General features: G+C 39.8%; 2 protein-coding genes. Both read right to left on the reverse strand.

Translation table 11 applies throughout. The features are described from left to right. A partial coding sequence (locus KI375_RS26940) for an ATP-binding protein (protein WP_244853124.1) occupies positions 1-265 on the reverse strand: 265 nt, incomplete at its 3' end. Next, positions 262-1,782 (reverse strand): IS21 family transposase, encoded by a 1,521-nt coding sequence (gene istA / locus KI375_RS26945; protein ID WP_244853126.1) that lies wholly within the window; start codon positions 1,780-1,782, stop codon positions 262-264. The genes istA and KI375_RS26940, both read right to left, overlap by 4 nt. Between the last annotated feature and the right edge of the window lie 124 nt (positions 1,783-1,906).

The following is a 1,906-nucleotide window of genomic DNA, read 5'->3' on the forward strand; positions in this document are numbered from 1 at the left end:
TAAAGCGATTTCGATTTAAACTTGGCATTAAACTAAAATCATAGGTATCTAGTGTTTTTTGAACAGGGAACGATGCTTGCTTTAGTCGGCGCTGCCTTTGATTTTCTTCTCTGGTTTGTAGTTCCGTTTCTAACAGTGCTAATAAGTATTCTTCGTAGCTAAGATTTCTTTCTTCTGCTTCTCTAGCTAGGGAACGGAATTGTTTTGCAATAGTAGGCATTCTTAGCTGTTTCGTTATGTGATCAAGTAATAATTCTGTACTCACTCCACCTTCCCTCCAGTCAGCTGTCCATATTGGGCAATATTCGATTTTTGGATCTTATAGTCTAGTAGATTTGTAGGTGCCTGATTATTCGGAAGATTACAGATGGAGTGGTTCCCATTCGTGTACCTTTGAATCATTTCATGTACAAATTCATATCGAAAAACTCCTGCGTTTTCAGCCTCTAGTAAAGCCTCGGTTAGTTTATCCAACCCGATATCCCGATGGAGGAGGAGAAGACGTATAAATTTTCTGTCCCCTAGGGCTCCTTCTAGTTCTCTCATCTTACGATGAAAGCGTCTGAACACCTCTGGAATCTCAGAAGATTGAAACGCATGGGCATCCCTAATCGCCCGAGGTTTTTTAATTAACACATCAAGATAGTGGTCCAGAACAGTAAAAATCTGATGACGTTCATAAGAACGAGGATGCTCGGCGATCACTTGGTTTTGAGCCACAACGATCACACGATCGACAAAAACTTTGGCCCATACAGACTGGCTTACATAGTGGCAAGGGACAGAATATTGGTTGGTTTCAATCGTAACCAAAGATGTCTTATTAACTTGGCATGAAATAAGTTTGCACGCCTCAAATCTTTGTGGAGGAAGTGGACGTAAATACTCTTTTTCCTTTTCCCACATTTGGACAACTGTTTCTTTCTTATTCGAAACCTTCCGTTCTTTGGCTTCCTGTAAACACCACTCCTTAAGATCATCATTCAATTCATCCATCGATTGGACTTCTGGTAAGGGAACAAGCGCATTTCTTCTTACGTATCCAACCGTTCCTTCAATACGGCCTTTTTCATTTCCTGATCTAGGATTACAGAACTCTGCCTTGAATAAGTAATGGGTTTGTAAGGCTAAGAACGATTCCTGCTCCAAACGATCTCTCCCTTGGAGGATTTTTTGTACAGCCGTTTTCAAGTTGTCAAACAATCCCTCTGTCGGTACTCCGCCAAAGAATTCGAATGCGCAGACAAAACCATCTAAGAAAGCCTCCTGTTTTCCATGTAGATAGGCTCTTACAAACCGCACTCGACTTGCGGAGAGCTGTATGCAGAAGAGAAAAATCCTTTTCGTTCGACCCTTTAGAATAATGTCCGCCTCTCCCCAGTCGAATTGGAATTGGTGGCCGAGTTGAAAATCTAGAGGGATAAAGACTTCCTGTAGTTTTTTCCTGCGTTTGGCGACAATTTTACGGATATTGGATTCGGATCCCTTGAAGTTATATTCATTTTTCAATCTACGAAAAATTTTTGCGGCTGTATGTTTTTGTTTATTCCAACGTTTAAGATCATCTTCAATCCATTGATCAATGATTGGTAATACACGATTAGTCTCTTCCGAATACTTTTTATTGCCGTATACCTGTTGTCGATTGATCGTGTTTGGAGGTTGATCCTGCTTCAGATATTTACTAACAGTATTTCTTGAGATTTTTAGTCTTTTAGCGATCGCTCTTTCTGATAGACCTTCTACCTCCTTCAGAAATTTGATATTATAGTATTGAGCCATATTGATCATCCTTTTTTCCTCTCTCCATGTAGAATAGATAGTCACTTTCTATCATAAGAGAGATTGATAAAATTGGAAATCAGTGGCTCATTTTTATGTGATCGAACCATTTAAAAGTGGCTCA

Source organism: Bacillus sp. J14TS2 (assembly GCF_018333015.1).
Lineage (GTDB): Bacteria > Bacillota > Bacilli > Bacillales > Bacillaceae_C > Lederbergia.

Coding starts and splice junctions, on each gene's coding strand:
- istA (WP_244853126.1), bottom strand. CDS start 1,782: ATGGCTCAATACTATAATATCAAATTTCTGAAGGAGGTAGAAGGTCTA.